This is a genomic window from Salinibaculum rarum (assembly GCF_030505615.1).
Classification (GTDB): Archaea; Halobacteriota; Halobacteria; order Halobacteriales; family Haloarculaceae; genus Salinibaculum; species Salinibaculum rarum.
Genome location: NZ_CP129992.1, coordinates 1,155,344 through 1,169,750 on the forward strand (window position 1 = coordinate 1,155,344; position 14,407 = coordinate 1,169,750).

Sequence of the window (14,407 nt, forward strand, 5' to 3'; positions counted from 1 at the left end):
TATGAATTGTTTAGTAACGTATGTATCCGGCCGGATGATTGTAAAATTGTCCTATCTGAAATAGTATACTAACGCCGAATGTCGGTCGGCCGGCGCCGACTCTCAGCGGGCGGTCAGGGGGGCGTGAGACGAACGAGGACGTCGTCTTTCTGGCGTGGGAACTGCCCGCTCGCACGGCCGTCGCGGTTGGAGGTGATGGCGTAGAGGTCGCCCGTTGGACTCTGTGCGACGTGGCGGATGCGGCCGAGTTCGTCCTCGAGCAGGCGGTGGGCTGTCGCGGTGTAGGCGTCGTGTGTCCAGTCGCTGTCGTATCTCGTCCCGCCGTTCAGTGGTGGCAGCTCTTCCCCGCTCGGGGTGAGTGTGACAGACCAGAGCGACTGGCTGACGAGGCCGCCCACGACGAACCGGTTCCGGAGCGAGGGCAGGCTGTCGCCGGTGTAGAAGGTCGCGCCGGTCGGTGCCCATCCCGCGTGCGGGCCGGTGTTGACCACCGGCGGCATCACGTCGCTGCGCTCGGGGTACGTGTCGAAGGCGTCGCTCGGGTCGTCGGCCACGCCCCGGACCTCGTTCCACCCGTAGTTGCGCCCCGGCAAGAGGACGTTGACCTCGTCTCTGTTTGCCGGGCCGTGTTCGCTCGCGACTGGGACGCCACTCGGGAGCCAGTCGAGGCCCTGTGGGTTCCGGTGCCCGTAGGTGAAGATGCGCCGGTCGCCACCCAGTTTCGGGTTGCTTGCGGGGGCTTTCCCCTCCGGTGTGATGCGCAGAATCTTCCCGGCGAGCGACGAGAGGTCCTGTGCGACCGCACCCTCGCCGGCGTCGCCACAGCACACCCAGAGGTTCTCGTCCGGGCCGAATCGGATGCGCCCGCCGTTGTGAATCTTCGAGGCAGGAATCCCCTCGATGAGTATCTCCTCGGTACTCGCGGGGTCGCTCGCGCCCACGTCGAAACGCGCCACTCTGTTTTCCTTATTGTCGTCCTCGCCGGCCGTGTAGTAGACGTATACCCACTCCTTGTCGGGGAACTCGGGATGGACGGCGACGCCCAGGGTCCCGCCTTCCCCGCCTGTGACCCACCAGGGCTCCTTGTCGCTGCCCGGTGGGAGCGAGCCGGCGTCGATGGCGTCGGCCGGACGCGCGACTTCCGATACTTCGCCGGAGTCAAAGCGCAGAATCCGACCGGTCCGCTCGGTCATGTACAGTTCGCCCGCGCCGGAAAAGGAGATGTCCCACGGAATCTCCAGGTTCTCGACCAGCGTTTCGACCTGGATGTCCGTCCGGGGTGCTGTCGTTGGGGCCTCCCAGTCCGGGTCTGGGCGTGGCGTCGGATGCTCGTAGCCGCCTTCGACGACGGGAGGCGGTGTCGGCGTGTTGGAGGTGTCTGACTCAGTCTGACAGCCCGCAATCGCGCTGGCACCCGCGAGTGCGAGGAAGGTCCGACGACTGAGCGACGGGCGGCGGTCCCGTGTCATGGATGACCTGTTTGGAGTACTGGATATGTGTTTTTTGATTAGTACGCTCTCGCGTGCGCGGGGGACGGGTGCGCGAGGAACAGTTGGCTGGAGCTTTCACTGCTTACTGCCGTTCGCAAGAGAAATCCGCCCTCCCCGATTTGAACACTGTGAGACGTGCTCGCTCCGCTGCGCGCGACTCACAAGCTCAAATCGCGTCGGTTGGACGTACTTTCCGCTCACCGTAGTGGGTCGCGGAAAAGCAGTCCGCCCTCCCCGATTTGAACACCGGAAGTCATTCCTGCTCGCTTCGCTCGCGGGCTGTGACTTCCGAGCAAAAACCGGCTCGGCCGGATTCACACAGCAAATCCGCCCTCCCCGATTTGAACGGGGGGCAAGTCGATCTACAGTCGACTGCTCTACCAGTCTGAGCTAAGGGCGGGTGCAACTCTGAGTAGGACGACTGTCGGACTTAACGATTATCATTCGTTCCTCTTAGCTGGGCCGCTGCCGTGTCGCTGTCTGCCACTCGACTGACGGCTGTCTGACCTCTGGGAAGATTGAAATACCTGGGTGACAACGTGTAAGACAGCACGATGAGTAAGATAACCTTCCGCGCCGACGACGACCTTATCCACCGTCTCGAGGAGTTTGACGCCTCGAAAAGCGAGGTCATGCGCGACGCGCTCCGCGAGTATCTCGACGGAGCGGCCGAGTCTGACGACTCGACCACGCGGGAGGCTGCAGATGCGGAGACGCTCGACGACCTTGTCGCCGAACGCGTCGACGCGCTCATCGCTGACAGACTCGAACGAGCGTTTACGCCCCGCCAACCCCAGGATATCAACGTAAACATCGCGCTGGATGGCGATTCGACCGCGACGACGGACGCTGATTCGGACGCTGTAAACGTCGAATCCGACTCGTCAAACGAGTCGTCTCACACGTCCGAGGAGCGTATGACAGACGAGGGACGGAGTGAAAACACCGGTGCAAACGGAAGTACGACGTGTGCCCAATGTGGCGAAACCATCGCCTCTGGACACGTTTACTGCCCGAACTGCGGTGAGAAGTCGTCCCGGCGTGTCTTCTGCGATTGCGGTGACGAACTCCGTTCTGACTGGGCATTCTGCCCCGGCTGCGGTCGTCGGACCCCTGCAGCCGATGTCCTTGAACAGGGATAACTGCTGAAAACGAGAGGTAGGGCGTGTATACTGCCGTAAACGGAACAATGTCTTACGCCCGCCGAAACCTTTATTATACCACAGTATGTGGTATTTTGTGCGTAAGACGGTCGTCTTACAGAGGGTGGCGCGTGACGCACAATCCTGTGCTGTCATGCGGTTTTCCTGTGTAAGACGAGTGGGCGGCGTGTAAACTGCCCCCGTCTTACCCAACACAGGGGAATACAAAATATGGAGCGTGTGACACTACGGATTCCGAAACAGCAGATCGAAGAGGTCGAACAAATGGTCGATACGGGGGAATACCCCAACCGGAGCGAAGCCATCCGCTCGGCGGTGCGCGAGATGCTCGCCGAACAGGACACCGGTAAGGAGCGTCCATCCGAGAAGCGCGAGAGCCGGAAAAACAAACCGTGGGCGAGGGTCTAACAATGCAAGATATTGTCAACGAAGCGCTCGAACGCGACGAACAAGAGCAAAAGCAGATGGACGATGTCGACGGCTTCGGCGACCCTCGAATCGTCATCGTCGGCGCCGGTGGTGCCGGTAACAACACCGTCAACCGACTGTACAACATCGGTGTCGACGGTGCCGAGACCATCGCAATCAACACCGACAAACAGCACCTCAAGATGATCGAAGCCGACACGAAGATACTCGTCGGCAAGTCCCTGACCAACGGGCTCGGCGCGGGCGGCGACCCCTCGATGGGCGAGCGCGCGACCGAGATGGCACAGGGGACCATCAAAGAGGTGCTCGGTGACGCCGACCTCGTCTTCGTGACCGCTGGCATGGGCGGCGGTACCGGGACCGGCGCGGCCCCGGTCGTCTCGAAGATTGCCAAAGAACAGGGCGCTATCGTCGTCGGCATGGTGTCGACGCCGTTCAACGTCGAGCGTGCCCGCACGGTCAAGGCCGAAGAAGGCCTCGAACGGCTCCGCGAGGAGGCCGACTCGATTATCGTGCTGGACAACAACCGCCTGCTCGACTACGTCCCGAACCTGCCGATTGGCAAGGCGTTCTCGGTGATGGACCAGATCATCGCCGAGACGGTCAAGGGTATCTCCGAGACCATCACCCAGCCGTCGCTCATCAACCTCGACTACGCCGACATGACTTCCATCATGAACAAGGGCGGCGTCGCTGTGATGCTCGTCGGCGAGACACAGGACAAAAACAAGACCGAAGAGGTGGTCAAAGACGCGATGAACCATCCGCTGCTGGACGTCGACTACCGCGGCGCCAGCGGTGGCCTGGTTCACATCACCGGCGGCCCCGACCTGACACTGTCGGAGGCCGAGGGCATCGCCCAGAACATCACCGACCGACTGGAGGCCGACGCCAACGTCATCTGGGGCGCGCGCATCCAGGAGGAGTACAAGGGCAAGGTCCGCGTCATGGCAATCATGACCGGCGTCAAGAGCGCCCAGGTGCTCGGTCCAACGACGCAAAAGCAGGCCAACAAGTCTCGAGAGGCCATCGAAGGAGTCGACGACGACACCTCCTTCGACGCAGCGAGTAACTTCCAGCAGGACGGTCGTGAGTTCAGCGAAACTGACGGCGGTCACGAGGAAGTCGAACAGAACAACGGCCTCGACGTCGTCCGGACGGACTGACGGCCGCAACCTGTCGCCGCCGGGGTCGGCCCGGGACGACTGACGTTCTCCGTTCTTTCCGAACCGTTTAGTCTGTGCCACGCCGAGCGAGCGACATGCGCGAGCTGGCGCGCCGTCTGTCGTCGGTATTCGTCACGGTCTGTCTCGCTGGAACGGCTAGTGCCCACCAAGGCTATACGACACAGGACCACGGGAACGACCCGCTCCCGCTTGTATTGCTCTTCTCTGGATTATTCATCTTCGGGAGCGGACTCTATCTCGCGGCCAGAGAGGATGTCGGTCGGGTCTACGCCATCGCCGGTGTCGGACTCGGACTCGCCGGGGTGGCCGCTGCGCTCGGACTCTACCTACGCCAGGGCCTCTAGAAGACCGCACTTCCGGCACACCTCTCGCCGCGTCGGGCCGCCACACCGCTCACACTCCTGGTACTCCTCGTTGTCTTCCCCACGGTGTTCGTCGGCCGCCAGGCCGGCCAACTCTTCGTAGCCAGCCAGAATCGAGTGTCGGGTCCCCGGATGATTCTCCTCGAGTTCGTAGAGCAACTCCTGAATCTCGCCCCGGTAGGCCTCCTCTGAATGCGGACATTCTGTGATGTGTGCCGGCAGGTCTTTCAGGTGTGCGTAGAGTGCGACCTCCTTTTCTGGAACGTCCCGGAGCGGTTTGGCCCGCGGGACAAAGGCCTCGCTGTCGCCCCGTGTCGCCTCCATCTCGCTGCCCTCGAACGGGCCGAGACTGGCGTCGAAGTGATTTGCCATCTGCGTGATATCACCCGACAGGAAATTCATCAGCGCCGTCTCGGCCTCATCATCAAGATTGTGACCGGTCAGAAGCTTGTCAGCACCGAGATCCGTCGCGTACCGGGAGAGGACGTCCCGTCGGAAGACCCCACAGTACGCACAGGCTGACATATCGTGTGGGTCGTCCTCGACGACCTCGTCCATCCGCACGTCGAACTCCTCCTCGTAGGCGACGGTCTCGTGTCGCAGGTCGAGGTCTTCGGTCAGTTCCTCGCAGGCAACCAGGCTCTCGTCGCGGTACCCTTCGATGCCTTCGTGGATGGAGAGTGCGACCAGTTCGACGCGGGGGTCCTTGCCGAACGTGTCGTCGAGAATTTTCGTGAGGACGACACTGTCTTTCCCGCCGGAGAGGCCGATGACCCACGTCTCGGGGGCGTCGGGTGTGGCGCTGTCCGGGAGGAGATTGTCGTCGCGAATCCGCTTGCGGACGCGCTTCTCGACGGACCGGCAGAAGTGCTCCTCGCACATGTGCAGTCCCGAGTACGCGGCGTGCATGACCGCATCCTCACTGCACTTGTCACACTGCATTATCGGCCCGTAGCCGATGGGTGGGGTTGACCGTTTCGGCTCTGCCCGCAACCGACCGGTTTATCAGTTCCTGTCACGATTTGTACGATATGTCGAGTCACGGTGGCTACTCACACACAGACGGCGGACTCGCCTGCGTCTCTGCCGTTTCGCTTGAGACGGCCAACGAACTGAGCTGGATGCTCGGCGAGCGCGTGACGGCCGACGACCAGACGACACTCCTCGGCGAGTGGCAGTCGGACGATACCAGGCAGTCGATCAGCCTCTTCGAGGCGACCACAGAGACCGCAATCATCCGATACCGGTCCCCGTTCGGTCGCGAACACTACGTCGGGACGACGCTATCCGACGCCGAGCGGGTCCGCGCCGACCTCGACGCGTCGGCCGTGTGGCACCGCGCCGAGAAATGAAACCGTTTTGCACACCGCCGCCCAAACACGTTCGATGACTGATTGGGCCCGCGAGCGCGCGCTCGACCGCGTCGCGCAACTCGTCGACACAATCGAGACAGAGACGATGCCGGTCCCGGTCCGCGAAGTCTGGGTGTTCGGCGACGTGGCGCTCGGTCTCGACCCCGTCGAGCGAATCGACGTCTATCTCACGAAGGACCTACTCTTTCACGGCGACGAGGACCGCGAGCCCGACTTTATCGACTCCCACGGCATCGAGGGCGTCGGCAAGACGGTCCGTGCCGAGTGGGCCGACGAACACCCCGAACACCTGCGGGCCAACGCCAACGGGCACGCCGCACCCGAGAAGTGTCTCGCCGCCCATCTCGTCGACGAGGACGAACCCATCCACCTGGAGGTCTGTAACGCCTCCTTCGAGGACAACGTCACCCAGCGCCTGAAGGGCGCGATGGCACGCGAGAACTACCGCGAGATTCTCGACCCTCGCGGGACCTGTCTCTGGCTCGACGGCCGACGCTCCGAGGAGGCCTTCGAGAAACTCCGCGCTGGCGAGTACGCCTTCCCGCCGCTTGCCGGCGCACTGGAGATGCTCGGCGTCGACGAGGACGACGCCCAGACGGCCGCAGACGCAATCCAGCAGTTCCGCGAGCAACAGGACGGTGCCTCCGTACGCGGTGACGTCGTCTAAACGAAAAGCAGCGCGAGTTCCCCGCCCCACCGTGGGCGGGGGTGAAGCGCGTTCGCTCCGCTGCACAATCCATACGTTGAAGTTGATGTGAAGCAATAATTGATGTACGGGAGCCACGTTATCCGCCTCGCAAAACACCGAGAGGTTGCGCCGGGCTGTGTCGGGCGGTGGTGAAGCCGCTGACCTCCACGGACACGCCACCTACGGCAGCACTAGACGACCTCTACTAGAGCATCCAGCAGATCCGTACCCAGATAGGACTGCTATGGTTATCTCCTCTCAGCGCCTATAGATACGCATTCTCTCCGGAGAGTGCCGATCATGTCGCCAGGACCTTCCCCTACCGCAATTACTCTGACCGCCCAAGATCAGACTGATCTTGAGGCGGTCATTCGCAAAGCGACCAGCCCTCAACGAGACGTATTCCGCGCGCGTGTCATTCTCCTCGCGGCCAATGGAGCAAATAACACAGACATCGCAACGCAACTCGACTGCACCAGAAAGACGGTCCGTAAGTGGCGCGACCGCTTTGCCGACGCTGGCCGGGCCGGGCTCGCTGACGCGTCCCGGCCCGGCCGACCACCTATCTACGATCAGTCGGTTCGAGCGCTCATCACTGCTCTCGCTTGTGAACTACCCGCCGAACGTCAACTCCCGCTCTCACGGCTGAGTACTGCTGATATTCACGTCCAAGCTGGCCAGGAACTTGATCGCTGTCCGTCTCGGTCCACGATCGCCGCCTGGCTCAAGCAGGCGGCGATCAAACCATGGACCTACGCGTCTTGGGTGACACCGCGTGATCCGCAGTTTGAACAGAAGAGCGCTCCTGTACTGGATCTCTACAACGGATTATGGCAGGGTGAAGAACTGACTGAGGGCGATGTAATCATTTGTGCTGACGAAAAGACCGGTATTCAGGCCCGGTCCCGGCGACGTACTCCGCCGGGACCGGGGACTCCGGGCCATGTTGAGCATCAATACGAGCGTCATGGGACATGTACGTATCAAGCGGCGTTACTCGTTGGAACAGGGGAGATTCTTGGGCAGTGTGTAGAGCGAAATACGCGAGCGAATTTTGAGACGTTGGTCGAGGAGGTGATGGAACACCCGATCTGCCGACGGGCAGATCGTGTGTTCTGGATCACCGACAACGGCGGTGCGCACCATCCAAACACCTTCACGTGGTGGCTGAAAAAGCAGTACGACAACATCGAAGGGTTACATCTCCCCACTGGCGCATCATGGCTGAACCAGATCGAACTCTACTTCTCGGTGTTGGCCCGCAAAGCGTTGACTGGTGGCAGTTTTGATTCAATTCGTGAGCTGATGCACCAGATCGCTGGATTCGAAGTGCTCTGGAATGAAGTTCCAGAGCCCTTCGAGTGGACGTATACACGACAAGATATGGAGAAATTGCTTGAGAGGGTTCCAGAGATAGAGTAAAGACTATTGGACGCGTCTCAGTAGTATGCCAGCAATTCCTGAGAGAGTTCGCAAATCGCTCACAGACCGTCTTGAGACTCACGCGCGCACCGCGTGGAGCGAGCGGTGCGTGCGTGTGGATGTTCGGTTCCGCGGGGAGTATGCCTACCTCGACGCCATCGAGAGCAATCCGTGGATTCGTCCCGATGCTACCGAAGATAAGGTCGAACAAATCAGACAGACGCCCACGAAGCTCTGCCGACTCACGTGGACTGGTGATTCTGAGACATGGAGTTTCGCATTCTACAAGTACAGCAATGATCGCTACGAGCCGTCGATCTGTCTCGACGGCTCGTTCGCTGGCTCACCGGAATCCTGCTTTGACACCGCTGCCCAGCTGTACCTCCAATAGGGAGCGCTACCGGGTACGGATTAACCGTAATCGCTACTAGTGCGGTAGGAGCCACAGCGTGTTCGGGTGTTATTGCTCCCACACGACCCTTCGGGGAGTGCGGAGGGAATTAAATTCGCCTGCCGCCGGTACGCTCCCCGGTTTCGGGGAGAGGCCAAACGGCGAAGCCCCGCGCCACCGTGCGCGGGGTACTTCACGCGGCTGTCTCCGCTGTCTGTTATGACGGTGTTTCACCCGCTGCCGAAAAACTCCGCGTGTAGCCTGCGACCGTCGTCGGCTTTGATTCCGCCCACCACATCTGTGATACCGTCGAGAATCGTCGCCGAGTCGACGGTCGACTCCCCGCCGGTGAACTCTCGGAGTTCGTCGCCGCTCACGCTGTAGACGACCCGGCCAAAGCCGGCCTGGCACATTCCGCCGGCACACATCGGACAGGGTTCAGTACTCGTGTACATCACCGTCTCGGCGCGTGCGGTCGGGTCGAGTTCGCGGGTGGCCCGATGGGCCAGGTGCAACTCCGGATGACGGCGGATGTCGTCTTCTGTGAGAACCCGGTTCGACGCTTCCATGACGATTTCGTCGTCGCGGACCAGCACGGAGCCAAAGGGCCGGTCGCCACGCTCGACGGCTTCGCGAGCGAGTTCGATGGCTCTACTCATGTGTGCGTCGTGGTCGAACCTGTCGAAATCTGGGCTGGCCATACTGACGTGTACGCCCCACAGTAGAAAACGGTCCGGGCTCTCTCCGTCGAATAAATCCCCGTCCTGTTACGGGAGCACTGGGATGGGTCGGACGGGCCAAACGCAGGTGATGATTGCGGAAGACGTAACCGACCTCATCGGAGAGACACCGCTCGTCCGACTGGATACGTTCGCACCGAACCTCGTCGGAAAACTGGAGTTTTTCAACCCGGCAAACTCCGTCAAAGACCGCATCGGGACGGCGATGATCGACCACGCCGAACGCGAGGGACTGGTCAACGACGACACCACTATCGTCGAGTCGACCAGCGGCAACACCGGTATCGGACTCGCGGCCGCCTGCGCCGCTCGCGGCTACGACCTCGTACTCGTCATGCCCGACACGATGAGCGAGGAGCGCCGCACCCTCCTCTCTGCGCTCGGTGCCGAAGTCGTCCTCACCGACGGCGACGACGGGATGAACGGGGCCATCGCATACGCCGACGAACTCGCCGCGGAACTCGACCACAGCTACGTCCCACAGCAGTTCAAGAACCCGGCAAACCCCGCCGTCCACCGCGAGACGACCGGCCCGGAAATCTGGGAGGGCACCGACGGCGAAGTCGACGCCGTCGTCGCCGGCGTCGGGACTGGTGGGACTATCACCGGTGTCGCTGCTGCACTCAAAGAGGACCGGAACGTTGCCGTCGACATCGTCGGCGTCGAACCGGACCGCTCGGCTGTCCTCTCCGGGGACGACCCCGGCTCGCACTCGCTCCAGGGTATCGGCGCCGGGTTCGTTCCCGACATCCTCCGGCCGGAACTGCTCGACGACGTCATCGCGGTCCCGCGGGAAGTCGCCGTCGAGCGCTCTCGCACCCTCGCCCGCGAGGAGGGGATTCTCGCGGGTATCTCGGCCGGTGCGGCCGTCGAGGCCGGGACGCAGGTGGCGACAGACAATCCGGACGACCTCGTCGTCACCGTCGTTCCGGACTTCGGAGAGCGGTATCTCTCGACGGACCTCTACGACGCGACGACGGTCACCCACGCGACCGAGGCCGACCCCGAGGAGTTCGCTGCAAAGCTAGCGGGACGCTTCGAGACGGCGTCGGCAGACTGACTCAGACCCGCCCGACGGTCACAAAAAACGGGACGACCTCGCGCTGGCGGTACGCTGACGCTTGCATCTGTTCGACGACCGTTCGACCCATCTCTCGCCACTCCTGTCTGAGCGCGTCGAACTCCTCGGCCGTCGTCTCGCCGGCGAGCACTGTCTCCCGGTCCTCGGTCAATCCCTCGCCGCTGGCTTTGCGCTGGGCCGCACGCAGTGCGTACTCGTCGTACGGTGGCTCGATGGTTCGCTCGTGGTCGTAGCGCCCGACCGAGATGTCGTCGAGGCCGGCATCGGAAAACACGGCCCTGGCAGCACCGAGACTCGCGTCCGTCTCGACGCCCTGCAGATACAACTTCCGCGCGCGCCGGGCGAGCGGTGCCTCGGCTTCGACCGTCGAGTCGATGCGCACTGCACTGTTGTCGGGTTCGATGGCGGCCACCCGGCCACGCGAGACGCGAGCGAACTCCCGGACTGTCGCTTTCGGGTCCGGGAGGTTCACGAGCAACGCCTGACAGACGACGACGTCGAAACTGTCGTCTGCAAACGGCAATCGCGTGGCATCTCCCTGCACCCGCGACCCGCTGATGTTCGCCAGCAACCCCCCGTCTGCGTCGAGGGCGACCACTTTTCCCGGTGTCTCCTCGCGCAGGACCCGCGTCAGCGCGCCCGTCCCGGCGCCCACGTCGAGGACGCGCTCACAGGTGTCGAGGCCGAGCGGCGACAGCACCTCTCGGGACCCTTCCCACATGCCCTCCCGGGTCGTCTGCAGGTACTCGGCACTGAACTCGCGCACGCACACCGGTAGTTCGGACGGCGACAAAAAGGCTGGTTTCGCTACGCTCGCAGTTCCTTCACGCGGTCGATGTTCCAGGCGAAGCTTTTCCCGTTCTCGCTTGGCGTCTCGAGGACGAGTGGCACATCTCGGATTGCCTCGTGGTTGACGAACGCTCCCATCCCGTCGTCGCCGATATGTCCCTCGCCGATGTGGGCGTGTTCGTCCTTGTTGGTCCCACACTCGTGTTTGGAGTCGTTGAGGTGGACACAGGCCAGCGCGTCGAGTCCCACCACCTCGTCGAACTCGGCGATGGTCGCGTTGACTCCCTCGGGCGTCGAGAGGTCATACCCCGCAGCGAAGGCGTGAGCGGTGTCGAGGCAGACTTCGAGGTCCTGTTCGCTGCGGTCGAGCACTGCCGCCAGGTGTTCGAAGTCGCCGCCGAGTTTCGTTCCGCTGCCGGCGTCCGACTCGACGAGGACGGTCACGCCCTCGGGAACGTCGAGTTCGTCGAGTGCGCTGGCGGCGTTGTCGAGTCCCTGTTCGACGCCCGCGCCCGTGTGTGCACCCAGATGGACGTTGACGTACTCGATGCCGAGACGGTCTGCGGCGTCGACTTCTTTTTGCATCGAGCCGATGGACTTCTCGCGGAGGTCGTCTTTGGGCGTACAGAGGTTGACGAGATACGAGGAGTGGATGACCCAGGGCCCGATGTCGTTGTCGGCGCTCTGTTCGCGAAACTGCGTCGCGTTCTCGTCCTCGATGTTGGGGTCCTGCCAGACCTGTGGGGAGTGTGAGAAAATCTGGCCGCAGTTGCCGCTGTACTCGCGTTGCTCCTCGACAGCGTTGTGGACGCCACCGGCAATCGAAGTGTGGGCGCCGACTCGGAGTGTCATTGTTCGGTGGTCGGCCCGCGCCCGCTTAGAAATGTCGTTGTCGGATACTCACGCTGTCGGCGGCGCTTCCCGGTCGACGGTCCAGTCTTCGTTTGCGTACTTTTGCTCTGCCCGCGCGTTCGCCCGGTCGAGTTCTTCTTCGGCAAACGTTCCCTCGTGGGCACTACACCACTCTCCGAGTATGGTTTCGAGTGTCTCGACTGCCTCTGCTCGGTCGATACCTGCCTGTTCGCGAACCGACGTGACCCGCTCGCGGAAGGTGTCGCTGTCCGGTGGATCGGCGAAGGCTTCGAGGTGTCGGTCCGGAGTTCGAGCAAACGTAATCGAGCCGTGCTGGATGACGGCATCACGCTGGCGGTACTGTGCGTTCCCGCTAATCTTGCGGCCGTCTCCGGCCAGGACATCGTGGGCGGGATGCAGTTCCCGGAGATAACAGGCGGGTTCGTGGATGGCCGGCCGTTCGTCTTCGGCGAAGTACGCGTCGACGCCCATCCGGTCGAACGCCTCGATGAGCGGCTGACACAGCAATTCGTAGGAGTCCATCAGATTTCCCGGTAACTCGTCGGCCGGCGCGACGATAGAGTAGGAGATGTCGCCGACGGCGTCGTGATAAATCGCCCCGCCGCCGGTGGGTCGACGGGTAACCGTGATACCCTCCCGCTCGCAAAACTCCCAGTCGATTGTCTCGGGGTCCTGGTGGTAGCCAAGCGAGAGCGTGCTCGGCTCCCAGCTGTAGACGCGAACGGTCCGAACGCCGTCGTCGGCTGCCGTCTCGGCGGCAATCTCGTCCAGTGCCATATTGAGTGGGCCGGGCCGGGGAGTCTCCCGGACCAGCCGCCACTCCCTGTCGGCCACCTCGGTCATGGCCGTCGATAGACTCGCCGACGGGAAAGCGATTGTGGAAGTACCTTCGTGGGCATCCGACAGACGCAACTATCTGGCACTCGCAGGCCGGGTATGGCCGAGTTCAACTACGAGAACGAGATAGACGTGCGCTTTCGGGACTTCGATATGATGGACCACGTCAACAACGCCGTGTACGCGACGTACCTAGAGCAGACTCGCGTCGAGTACATCGAAGACGTCGTCCAGGAGCCGCTGATGGACACTGGGGCCGTCGTCGCGGACCTCCATCTCGACTTCGAGCGGCCAATCGACTTCGGCGAGAGCGTGACTGTCGCCGTTCGCGCCGGCGAACTCGGAACCTCCTCGATTCCCCTGGAGTACGAGATTCGCGCCGACGGCGAGGTGGCCGCGACCGGAGAGACGCTGATGGTCACCTTCGACCAGGAGGCCGGGGAACCGACGCCGATTCCCGACGCCTGGCGCGAGCGCATCGAGGCCCACGAGGGCCGATAACCCCGCTCTCCCTGCCGGGGTCATATTGTCACGCCCGCCTTTTTTACGCTCGCCTGTCTCTGGTCGCGTATGCCGACTGGCGTACTCGTTCCCGAACACCACGACGACGTGACGGCTTTTGCCGAACGCGCGGAGCGTCTGGACTACGATTCGCTGTGGATGCCCGAACTCTGGGGGCGGGACGCCTTTCTCTCGCTCACCCGGGCGGCGACTGTCACCAGCGACCTGACGCTCGGTACTGCTATCGTCAACGCCTATGGCCGCTCTCCGGCCACGCTCGCACAGGCCGCCGCGACGCTTGCCGACACCGCGGACGGACAGGTCCGTCTCGGCATCGGGACGAGCACGCAGAAAGTCGTCGAAGACCTCCACGGAATGGCCTTCGACAATCCGCCACGGCGACTCCACGAAACCGTCGAACTGACCAAGCGATTCCTCTCGGCCGACGGCAGAGTTTCCTACGAAGGCAAAGTGTTCGATGTCGCTGATTTCCCGTCGCTGGATGCCGATGTACCGGTTTATGCGGCCGCGCTCGGCCCCTCGAATCGGCGTGCGACCGGCCGGACAGCCGACGGCTGGCTCCCGCACAACATCCCCTTTGGCCGACTCGACGAGGCCTTCGAGACTATCGCCGAGACGGCGCGGGAGGTGGGCCGTGACCCCGATGCTATCGACGTCGCACCGTACGTTCCGGCGGCGGTCAGCGACGACCCCCAGGAGGCGATACGGGCGGTTCGCGGGCATCTCGCCTACTACGTCGGGAGCGGCGAGGGCTACCGGAAGGCAGTCGCTAAATCGTTCCCCGACGCCGCCGATGCTGTCGCGGAGGCGTGGCGGGCGGGTGACCGCGAGAGTGCCCGTGACGCTGTCACCGAGGAGATGATAGCACAGCTGGCCGTCGCGGGTACGCCCGCGAACGCGCGCGAACAGTTCGAACGCGTGGCTGCACGCGATATTGTCGACCAGCCGCTACTGGTAATTCCTAACGGAACGCCCGACCCCGTCGTCGACCAGACCGTCGAGGAGCTGGCGCCGGCAAAGCGGTAGCCGGGCAAGCGCACGGCTCAAGTCTCTCCAGCCC

The 14,407-nt window shown here is 62.8% G+C and carries 17 protein-coding genes and 1 tRNA gene; 11 read left to right on the forward strand and 7 right to left on the reverse strand.

Annotated elements, in window-relative coordinates:
- Window positions 1–113: 113 nt before the first annotated feature.
- Complete coding sequence (locus QYL91_RS06310; protein WP_302082532.1) at window positions 114–1,469, reverse strand: PQQ-dependent sugar dehydrogenase; 1,356 nt, start codon at window positions 1,467–1,469, stop codon at window positions 114–116.
- A 347-nt stretch (window positions 1,470–1,816) separates the two neighbouring features.
- A tRNA-Tyr gene (locus QYL91_RS06315) sits at window positions 1,817–1,890 on the reverse strand.
- A 154-nt stretch (window positions 1,891–2,044) separates the two neighbouring features.
- Between QYL91_RS06315 and QYL91_RS06320 the strand changes: the two genes are divergently transcribed.
- The 4 genes from QYL91_RS06320 (at window position 2,045) to QYL91_RS06335 (ending at window position 4,613) form a co-directional block, all read left to right on the forward strand.
- Complete coding sequence (locus QYL91_RS06320; RefSeq protein ID WP_302082533.1) at window positions 2,045–2,632, forward strand: double zinc ribbon domain-containing protein; 588 nt, start codon at window positions 2,045–2,047, stop codon at window positions 2,630–2,632.
- A gap of 231 nt (window positions 2,633–2,863) precedes the next feature.
- On the forward strand, window positions 2,864–3,061 hold the full coding sequence (locus QYL91_RS06325) for a ribbon-helix-helix domain-containing protein (protein WP_302082534.1): 198 nt from the start codon (window positions 2,864–2,866) through the stop codon (window positions 3,059–3,061).
- Between the two features lie 2 nt (window positions 3,062–3,063).
- Window positions 3,064–4,248, forward strand: a complete 1,185-nt coding sequence (ftsZ, locus tag QYL91_RS06330) for a cell division protein FtsZ (RefSeq protein ID WP_302082535.1) — start codon at window positions 3,064–3,066, stop codon at window positions 4,246–4,248.
- A gap of 95 nt (window positions 4,249–4,343) precedes the next feature.
- Window positions 4,344–4,613, forward strand: a complete 270-nt coding sequence (locus QYL91_RS06335) for a hypothetical protein (RefSeq protein WP_302082536.1) — start codon at window positions 4,344–4,346, stop codon at window positions 4,611–4,613.
- On the opposite strand, the gene ncsA is transcribed toward QYL91_RS06335, so the two are convergent.
- Complete coding sequence (gene ncsA, locus QYL91_RS06340; RefSeq protein ID WP_302082537.1) at window positions 4,596–5,573, reverse strand: tRNA 2-thiolation protein NcsA; 978 nt, start codon at window positions 5,571–5,573, stop codon at window positions 4,596–4,598. The genes QYL91_RS06335 and ncsA overlap by 18 nt on opposite strands.
- An 89-nt stretch (window positions 5,574–5,662) precedes the next feature.
- Here ncsA and QYL91_RS06345 point away from each other — a divergent pair, with 89 nt between their 5' ends.
- The 4 genes from QYL91_RS06345 (at window position 5,663) to QYL91_RS06360 (ending at window position 8,505) form a co-directional block, all read left to right on the forward strand.
- Window positions 5,663–5,983, forward strand: coding sequence for a hypothetical protein (locus tag QYL91_RS06345; protein ID WP_302082538.1), 321 nt, complete (start codon window positions 5,663–5,665; stop codon window positions 5,981–5,983).
- 34 nt (window positions 5,984–6,017) lie between these two features.
- A complete protein-coding gene (locus QYL91_RS06350) occupies window positions 6,018–6,671 on the forward strand; it encodes a DUF7095 family protein (protein WP_302082539.1) in 654 nt (217 codons plus the stop codon).
- A 321-nt stretch (window positions 6,672–6,992) separates the two neighbouring features.
- Window positions 6,993–8,114, forward strand: coding sequence for an IS630 family transposase (locus tag QYL91_RS06355; protein ID WP_302082540.1), 1,122 nt, complete (start codon window positions 6,993–6,995; stop codon window positions 8,112–8,114).
- 115 nt (window positions 8,115–8,229) lie between these two features.
- The gene (locus QYL91_RS06360; RefSeq protein ID WP_302082541.1) at window positions 8,230–8,505 is read left to right on the forward strand and encodes a hypothetical protein; all 276 of its coding nucleotides are present in this window, start codon (window positions 8,230–8,232) and stop codon (window positions 8,503–8,505) included.
- Window positions 8,506–8,735: 230 nt separating this feature from the next.
- On the opposite strand, the gene QYL91_RS06365 is transcribed toward QYL91_RS06360, so the two are convergent.
- Window positions 8,736–9,206 (reverse strand): nucleoside deaminase, encoded by a 471-nt coding sequence (locus tag QYL91_RS06365; RefSeq protein ID WP_302082542.1) that lies wholly within the window; start codon window positions 9,204–9,206, stop codon window positions 8,736–8,738.
- 82 nt (window positions 9,207–9,288) lie between these two features.
- Between QYL91_RS06365 and cysK the strand changes: the two genes are divergently transcribed.
- Window positions 9,289–10,305 carry a cysteine synthase A gene (gene cysK, locus QYL91_RS06370; protein ID WP_302082543.1) on the forward strand — a complete coding sequence of 339 codons (1,017 nt, stop codon included), beginning with the start codon at window positions 9,289–9,291 and terminating at the stop codon, window positions 10,303–10,305.
- 1 nt (window position 10,306) lies between these two features.
- On the opposite strand, the gene QYL91_RS06375 is transcribed toward cysK, so the two are convergent.
- From QYL91_RS06375 to QYL91_RS06385, 3 genes are read right to left on the reverse strand one after another with little or no spacing between them, the layout of a single operon-like run.
- The gene (locus QYL91_RS06375) at window positions 10,307–11,092 is read right to left on the reverse strand and encodes a class I SAM-dependent methyltransferase (protein WP_369685617.1); all 786 of its coding nucleotides are present in this window, start codon (window positions 11,090–11,092) and stop codon (window positions 10,307–10,309) included.
- A 41-nt stretch (window positions 11,093–11,133) separates the two neighbouring features.
- Window positions 11,134–11,967 (reverse strand): deoxyribonuclease IV, encoded by an 834-nt coding sequence (locus QYL91_RS06380; RefSeq protein WP_302082544.1) that lies wholly within the window; start codon window positions 11,965–11,967, stop codon window positions 11,134–11,136.
- 48 nt (window positions 11,968–12,015) lie between these two features.
- Window positions 12,016–12,831 carry a lipoate--protein ligase family protein gene (locus QYL91_RS06385; RefSeq protein WP_302082545.1) on the reverse strand — a complete coding sequence of 272 codons (816 nt, stop codon included), beginning with the start codon at window positions 12,829–12,831 and terminating at the stop codon, window positions 12,016–12,018.
- Window positions 12,832–12,924: 93 nt separating this feature from the next.
- Here QYL91_RS06385 and QYL91_RS06390 point away from each other — a divergent pair, with 93 nt between their 5' ends.
- Together QYL91_RS06390 and QYL91_RS06395 are read left to right on the forward strand one after the other, a co-directional pair.
- Complete coding sequence (locus QYL91_RS06390) at window positions 12,925–13,326, forward strand: acyl-CoA thioesterase (RefSeq protein WP_302082546.1); 402 nt, start codon at window positions 12,925–12,927, stop codon at window positions 13,324–13,326.
- Between the two features lie 24 nt (window positions 13,327–13,350).
- Entirely contained in the window at window positions 13,351–14,373 is a 1,023-nt protein-coding gene (locus tag QYL91_RS06395; RefSeq protein ID WP_369685622.1) for an LLM class flavin-dependent oxidoreductase, read from the forward strand.
- Window positions 14,374–14,407: the final 34 nt, after the last annotated feature.

Excerpts from the sequence above, each read along its gene's own strand:
- QYL91_RS06385 (WP_302082545.1), bottom strand. The coding sequence starts at position 12,831 with ATGACCGAGGTGGCCGACAGGGAGTGGCGGCTGGTCCGGGAGACTCCC.
- ncsA (WP_302082537.1), bottom strand. The coding sequence starts at position 5,573 with ATGCAGTGTGACAAGTGCAGTGAGGATGCGGTCATGCACGCCGCGTAC.
- QYL91_RS06345 (WP_302082538.1), top strand. The coding sequence starts at position 5,663 with ATGTCGAGTCACGGTGGCTACTCACACACAGACGGCGGACTCGCCTGC.
- QYL91_RS06335 (WP_302082536.1), top strand. The coding sequence starts at position 4,344 with ATGCGCGAGCTGGCGCGCCGTCTGTCGTCGGTATTCGTCACGGTCTGT.
- QYL91_RS06320 (WP_302082533.1), top strand. The coding sequence starts at position 2,045 with ATGAGTAAGATAACCTTCCGCGCCGACGACGACCTTATCCACCGTCTC.
- cysK (WP_302082543.1), top strand. The coding sequence starts at position 9,289 with ATGGGTCGGACGGGCCAAACGCAGGTGATGATTGCGGAAGACGTAACC.
- QYL91_RS06325 (WP_302082534.1), top strand. The coding sequence starts at position 2,864 with ATGGAGCGTGTGACACTACGGATTCCGAAACAGCAGATCGAAGAGGTC.
- QYL91_RS06380 (WP_302082544.1), bottom strand. The coding sequence starts at position 11,967 with ATGACACTCCGAGTCGGCGCCCACACTTCGATTGCCGGTGGCGTCCAC.
- ftsZ (WP_302082535.1), top strand. The coding sequence starts at position 3,064 with ATGCAAGATATTGTCAACGAAGCGCTCGAACGCGACGAACAAGAGCAA.
- QYL91_RS06365 (WP_302082542.1), bottom strand. The coding sequence starts at position 9,206 with ATGGCCAGCCCAGATTTCGACAGGTTCGACCACGACGCACACATGAGT.
- QYL91_RS06390 (WP_302082546.1), top strand. The coding sequence starts at position 12,925 with ATGGCCGAGTTCAACTACGAGAACGAGATAGACGTGCGCTTTCGGGAC.
- QYL91_RS06310 (WP_302082532.1), bottom strand. The coding sequence starts at position 1,469 with ATGACACGGGACCGCCGCCCGTCGCTCAGTCGTCGGACCTTCCTCGCA.
- QYL91_RS06350 (WP_302082539.1), top strand. The coding sequence starts at position 6,018 with ATGACTGATTGGGCCCGCGAGCGCGCGCTCGACCGCGTCGCGCAACTC.
- QYL91_RS06355 (WP_302082540.1), top strand. The coding sequence starts at position 6,993 with ATGTCGCCAGGACCTTCCCCTACCGCAATTACTCTGACCGCCCAAGAT.